Here is a 5948-nt window from a genome sequence, read left to right on the forward strand (position 1 = left end):
GAGGAGGAGGGAGGTCCTCATGGAAGTGATGAAGACCTCGGTGACGAGAAACGAGGAGGAAGGAGGTCCTCAAGGTAGCGATGAAGACCTTGGTGCCAAGGAAAAAGGAGGAGAGAAGTCCTCATCATCGATACGAAGACCTCGGTGACGAGAAACGAGGAGGAAGGAGGTCCTCATGGAAGCGATGAAGACCTCGGTGACAAGGAAAAAGGAGGAGAGAAGTCCACGACGTCGATATGACGACCTGAGTGACAAAGAAATAACAAGAGAGAAGAGGATTCCCCATATAAAAAACATGATGACAAGGAAATAAAACAAGAGAATCCTTCATTAATCAGAGGATGAAGTGCAAAGACAAGGTCTGGCCAATATTTCAAAGTATCTGGGAAACCATGATTTAATTTTGGCAGATACATAAGGGTGAGTGCTTTCTTGTTAAGTCAACTGGAAAAAATTAATCTCTTTTATTAAGAAGAGATTACAAAAATGTCATTCAAATTAAATGCCAAGATGATATAATATTATTATAATAGAATTGAATTTTCTGATATTTAATAATGCAACACGATACGAACAACTAGAGAAGGTGAGGAAAGATGAAAAGACGTTTATTTGCAATTGTACTATTAATTACATTTACAATCATACCGATATATTGGAAAGCTTATGCTAGTTTGGACGCGATACCACTTAAACAGTTCAAGTCTTCTGAACTAGATTCCCACCTAAAAGATATTGCCAATCGAGATACATTAAATCAACTTATCTATCTTCCTCCTGGGAATTTTTCAAAGGAAGATGCAGCAAATATGATTCGTCACGTTTCCAACATACCACCACACATATTACACGTATTGGTTCAGCAGAATGTTCATTTGTATTTATTTAATGGAAAACTTACTGATGTGGAAGGGTTTGAACATTTACATGGTGTAAAGCCTAGAGGATATAGCAATCAGGGATCTAACTGGGAAGATGTTCCCGGAATTGGTGGTTCTAAGCTAGTATTGGCCAAGATTGGACACAGTAATAAAGGATTGGGGCATGGTTCAATCAATTTGGAACTTCATGAACTGGCGCATTCTATTGATCGTTATGTTTTTGGTAATATCCGATATAACCAAACTTTCTTAAAAGCATGGAAAAGTGAGGTCTCTTCCTTATTTCCAAACAGAAATTATTTTCACACCTTTCCCGAAGAATATTTCGCAGAGACGTTTGCCATGTACTACTTAAATGATGTGTCTAGATTCGAATTAGCAAAACATGCACCACACACATTTCTATTCTATCAAAACATGGAGAAGCTACCAGTCACTAAAAACTTAATATCCAACACTCACTAGAAGAGCATTCACATGAATGTTTTTCTTTTTTGCCTTACTATCAAATTCGTATGACTTTTGTGATAGAATGTACTAAGAATAAAGACGATTTTAGAGGTGAAGATGCAATGGAACAATATCTGGATTTATGCAAACATATATTACATAATGGTACCGAAAAAGAAGACCGTACAGGAACCGGGACAATTAGTACATTTGGTTATCAAATGAGATTTGACCTTCAAGAAGGGTTTCCATTAGTAACTACGAAAAAACTACACGTGAAATCAATTATTCATGAACTACTCTGGTTTTTAAATGGAGACACTAATGTAAAATATTTACAGGAAAATGGTGTTAGAATCTGGAATGAATGGGCAGATGAAAACGGAGATTTAGGCCCTGTTTATGGGTACCAGTGGAGGTCATGGCCAACGCCAGATGGAGAAAGCATTGACCAAATTGCTAACCTGATAGAACAGATAAAACAAAATCCAGATTCAAGAAGACTGATTGTCTCTGCATGGAATGTGGCGAATGTAGACTCTATGGCTCTACCGCCTTGTCATACGATGTTCCAATTTTATGTGGCTAACGGAAAATTGTCTTGTCAATTATATCAGAGGTCGGCAGATGTTTTCCTAGGTGTACCATTTAACATTGCATCGTATGCTTTGCTTACCATGATGGTCGCGCAAGTCTGTGACTTAGAGCCTGGTGAATTCATTCATACACTAGGTGATGCACATATTTATTCCAACCATTTGGAACAAGTCAAGTTACAAATAGAACGTGAACCTAAAAAATTGCCAAAAATGAAACTAAATAAAGAAGTTACATCGATCTTTGATTTCAAATACGAAGATTTTGCACTTTTAGATTATGATGCACACCCACATATTAAAGGGGTTGTCAGTGTATGATTTCCATTATTGTAGCTACTGACAAAAATAACCTAATAGGCAAAGACAACGACCTGCCATGGAGAATTCCTGCAGACTTGGCATATTTTAAGCAGGTAACGCAAGGTAATACGATTGTGATGGGTAGAAAGACGTATGAGTCCATCGGAAAGCCGCTTCCTAATAGAAGAAATATTGTACTGTCGAGGCAAGATTACCATGCAGATGGTTGTGAAACGTTCCATTCTATAGAAGAAGTTGTAAATATGGATGAAGAGGGAAAAGAACTCTTCATTATCGGAGGGGCTCATATTTTTAAGGAAGCACTCCCTTTCGCAGACTATTTATATTTAACTTTTATAGATGAAGAATTTGAAGGGGATACCTATTTTCCTGAAGTAAATGAAAAAGATTGGGATTTAATATCTAGTGAAAAAGGCATAAAGGATGAAAAAAATCCTTATGATTACTATTTTAAGAAGTATAAAAGAATAGGTTTATTAGAAAAATAGAAGTGGTTTTAGGGAGAGTAGAAAATGTTACGTACGATATGGTGGTTTGCTTATTTTTTCGGCTATTTAATTTACAGTTTGCCAACAATTAAAAGAGTGCAAAAAATCGACACTCCGATGACAGTGGAAGAAAAAGATACAATCATTCATCAAAAGCCGAAACACTGGGCAAAGACATTGGTGAAACTTACAGGTTCCAACATAGAGGTGGTAGGTCAGGAGAAAATTCCTAACGGCCCCGTACTTTTTGTAAGTAATCATCAAGGGAATTTCGATGTCCCGATACTAATTGGTTTTTTAGAAAAGCCTCTTGGTTTCATTTCTAAGGTAGAAGTAAAAAAGATTCCTTTTATTCCAAGGTGGATGGAAGCAATGAACTGTGTGTTCATTGATCGTGCGGATAGAAGAAAAGCGGTCCAGTCTATCAGAGATGGGATAGAAACCCTGAAAAAAGGCCATTCCTTGGTTATTTTCCCTGAGGGGACTAGAAGCAAAGGGGACGTAATGGGAGAATTCAAAAAAGGTGGCCTACGTCTGGCAACAGACAGCAAAGTACCGGTTGTTCCCATTACTATTTCAGGATCATATAAAATAATGGAAGAAAGCAAATTTGGTTTCCAAGCAGCAAAAGTCAAAGTAACCGTCCACGACCCAATTTTCCTACCACAAGACGAAAAAGTCGACGGTAACCAACTAGGCATCCAAATTCAAGAAAAGATCAAACAGGAATTATGATAATGAGTTATTCGATTTTGTTCAGAAAGTTTCTAGCTGTTGATTGGAGCAAAAGGCGTAGACTCCTCGAAAATGCTTACGCATTTTCTTCGTGCGATGTTTCGCTGCCGAAGCCTTCCTTGTCCTGAGGGAGATAGCGTTAGATGGAGACCCCGCAGGCTTGCCGAGGAGGCTCACGTCAGCCCCTAGGAAAGCGAAGCCATTTGTGGAAATCAACAGCGGTGTTTATAAAGTTTTCCAGCCACTACAATAGTAGTGGCTTTTCCTGTAAAATAAATACATAAAAAAAGGAAGTGTGCAGACAATGTGTGGAAGGTTTTCATTAACAACAGAACTTCATAAGTTGGAAGAACGCTTTTTCCTTGAAAATACAAACACCCTTGAATATAGTATCAGCTATAACATTGCTCCTGGCCAACCCATTTTAGCTATTGTAAAAGGAGAAAACAAAAATAGAGCAGGTTATTTGCATTGGGGCTTGGTGCCAAGCTTTGCCAAAGATAAAAAAATTGGCTACAAAATGATTAACGCACGAGCAGAGACATTACATGAAAAAGTAAGTTTTCGAAAGCTTTTGGAAAGAAAAAGATGTATCATTCCAGCGGACGGTTTCTATGAATGGAAAAAGCAAAACGGAGATAAGAAGCCCATAAGGTTTACAAAAACTAATGAACAGCCTTTCGCTTTTGCTGGGCTATGGGACCGCTGGGTTACAAAAGATGAAGAAATGGTCAGTTGTACGTTAATAACGACTAGACCAAACAAGCTTGTTGAAGATGTACATGACAGAATGCCAGTGATACTGAAAGAGGAATATGAAAAAGATTGGCTCTCTAGACATGTACTCACAAGTAGTCAATTAGCTACCATGTTGCAACCATTTGATGCAGGACGAATGAAATCTTACGAAGTATCCTCCATCGTGAATTCCCCTAAAAATAATAGTCCTGGTTGTATCGAAATTATCTGAAAATGTTTTATTTTGTCTATAGAAAGTTTACACTTATTTGAAATTTTAGGGTATAATGATGATAAACGGGTGAAAAAGAGGATTGATATTTTGCTATGGAAAAGCCTAGAGTTCACGGTTAATGAGGGACAGAAGGTAAAAGTCATTGAAATTCCAGTATTGGAGGACGATAGCACATATCATTTTATGGTTAGAATCAGATTGGAGAAATTTATTAAAATAATCCTTTCTGAGAAGGAGCCAAAGCAAATCTATTCCTTCAAGGATTATTTGCGAACAGTATTAAAATGGCCTGACTATTGTAAAGTTGTAAAAACAGATATATTAAAAAATAATGCTTAAACTTATGTTAATGTGATAATATTAATACAGGGCCAATTCCCTGTATTTTTTTTTGTTCCAAGTTTGAACAAGCACTGTGAGAAGGTATAATAGTAAAAAGGATATAATTGGGGAAGTGAATGTAATGACGAATGTAAAGATAGTGACAGATTCAACTGTTGATATTGACCAGTCCATCATTGAAGAACTAAACATAGAAATAGTACCGTTATCCATTACGATTGACGGAGAATCATACATAGATCGATTTGGAATTAAGCCTGATGAATTTATGGATAAAATGAAACATTCTACTGAGCTGCCAAAAAGTTCGCAACCTGCTGTGGGATCATTTGTCGATGTGTACAACCGTTTAGGTGAAGATGGTAGCAAAGTTCTCTCCATCCATATGACTGGAGGAATGAGTGGAACCGTCGGATCTGCTGAAAGCGCGGCTAATATTAGTGAAAGCGATGTGACGGTAGTTGATTCAAGGTTCATTTCTTTTGCTTTATCTTTTCAGGTAGTGACTGCAGCAAAAATGGCCAAAGAGGGAAAAGATTTGCAAGAAATAATCAATAAGTTGGATGAAATTCGTTCCAATACAGATCTATATATTATGGTAGATACATTAGACAATTTAGTGAAAGGCGGCCGAATTGGTAGGGGAAAAGCCCTCATCGGATCTTTATTGAACATAAAACCGATTGCCTCTTTGGCAGATGGAGTCTACACGCCTGTGACAAAAGCAAGAAGTCATTCACAAGTAATTAAGTATTATACAAAGCAATTCAAAGAGGATATTGCAGGAAAAGTGGTAAAAGGCGTGGGGATTGCGCATGCCGGATCATTAAAACAGGCACAAGCTTTAAAAGAAGCCCTTTATGAAGCTTCCGGATTTGAAGATATTCAAATTGCTTATACTACCCCTGTAATTTCTACACACACAGGTCCAGGTGCATTAGCATTAATGTATTATGCTGAATAGAAAATAAAAAGAGGCTGGGACAAAAGTGTTTTAGTCTAAAAAAAACCCGAACTAATTTAAAATCTTATATTAGTTCGGGTCTTTTTTCGTTTAAAAGATACATTTATTTTTTGGGTTGCACCAGCTGTTGATTGGAGCAAAAGGCGAAGACTCCTGAGGGAGATAGCGGTAGCTTGAGACCCCGCAGCGGAGCGA

General features: G+C 37.5%; 7 protein-coding genes. All 7 read left to right on the plus strand.

Annotated features, from left to right (window positions below):
• Nucleotides 1-596 precede the first annotated feature (596 nt).
• The 7 genes from HC179_RS00150 to HC179_RS00180 all read left to right on the plus strand — a co-directional run bounded on the left by HC179_RS00150 (nucleotide 597) and on the right by HC179_RS00180 (nucleotide 5753).
• Nucleotides 597-1346, plus strand: a complete 750-nt coding sequence (locus HC179_RS00150; RefSeq protein ID WP_168862497.1) for an anthrax toxin lethal factor-related metalloendopeptidase — start codon at nucleotides 597-599, stop codon at nucleotides 1344-1346.
• A gap of 107 nt (nucleotides 1347-1453) precedes the next feature.
• On the plus strand, nucleotides 1454-2248 hold the full coding sequence (locus tag HC179_RS00155) for a thymidylate synthase (RefSeq protein ID WP_168862498.1): 795 nt from the start codon (nucleotides 1454-1456) through the stop codon (nucleotides 2246-2248).
• Nucleotides 2245-2739, plus strand: coding sequence for a dihydrofolate reductase (locus tag HC179_RS00160; protein ID WP_168862499.1), 495 nt, complete (start codon nucleotides 2245-2247; stop codon nucleotides 2737-2739). Before HC179_RS00155 ends, HC179_RS00160 begins: the two co-directional genes overlap by 4 nt.
• A 24-nt stretch (nucleotides 2740-2763) precedes the next feature.
• Nucleotides 2764-3474, plus strand: coding sequence for a lysophospholipid acyltransferase family protein (locus HC179_RS00165; RefSeq protein ID WP_168862500.1), 711 nt, complete (start codon nucleotides 2764-2766; stop codon nucleotides 3472-3474).
• A 304-nt stretch (nucleotides 3475-3778) separates the two neighbouring features.
• Nucleotides 3779-4444, plus strand: a complete 666-nt coding sequence (locus HC179_RS00170) for an SOS response-associated peptidase (protein WP_168862501.1) — start codon at nucleotides 3779-3781, stop codon at nucleotides 4442-4444.
• Nucleotides 4445-4534: 90 nt separating this feature from the next.
• The gene (locus HC179_RS00175) at nucleotides 4535-4786 is read left to right on the plus strand and encodes a DUF2535 family protein (protein ID WP_168862502.1); all 252 of its coding nucleotides are present in this window, start codon (nucleotides 4535-4537) and stop codon (nucleotides 4784-4786) included.
• A gap of 124 nt (nucleotides 4787-4910) precedes the next feature.
• On the plus strand, nucleotides 4911-5753 hold the full coding sequence (locus HC179_RS00180; protein WP_168862503.1) for a DegV family protein: 843 nt from the start codon (nucleotides 4911-4913) through the stop codon (nucleotides 5751-5753).
• Nucleotides 5754-5948: the final 195 nt, after the last annotated feature.

The sequence above is a fragment of the Bacillus sp. RO1 genome (assembly GCF_012524115.1).
Lineage (GTDB): Bacteria > Bacillota > Bacilli > Bacillales > Bacillaceae_I > Sutcliffiella_A.

Coding starts and splice junctions, on each gene's coding strand:
- HC179_RS00150 (WP_168862497.1), top strand. CDS start 597: ATGAAAAGACGTTTATTTGCAATTGTACTATTAATTACATTTACAATC.
- HC179_RS00170 (WP_168862501.1), top strand. CDS start 3,779: ATGTGTGGAAGGTTTTCATTAACAACAGAACTTCATAAGTTGGAAGAA.
- HC179_RS00180 (WP_168862503.1), top strand. CDS start 4,911: ATGACGAATGTAAAGATAGTGACAGATTCAACTGTTGATATTGACCAG.
- HC179_RS00155 (WP_168862498.1), top strand. CDS start 1,454: ATGGAACAATATCTGGATTTATGCAAACATATATTACATAATGGTACC.
- HC179_RS00165 (WP_168862500.1), top strand. CDS start 2,764: ATGTTACGTACGATATGGTGGTTTGCTTATTTTTTCGGCTATTTAATT.
- HC179_RS00160 (WP_168862499.1), top strand. CDS start 2,245: ATGATTTCCATTATTGTAGCTACTGACAAAAATAACCTAATAGGCAAA.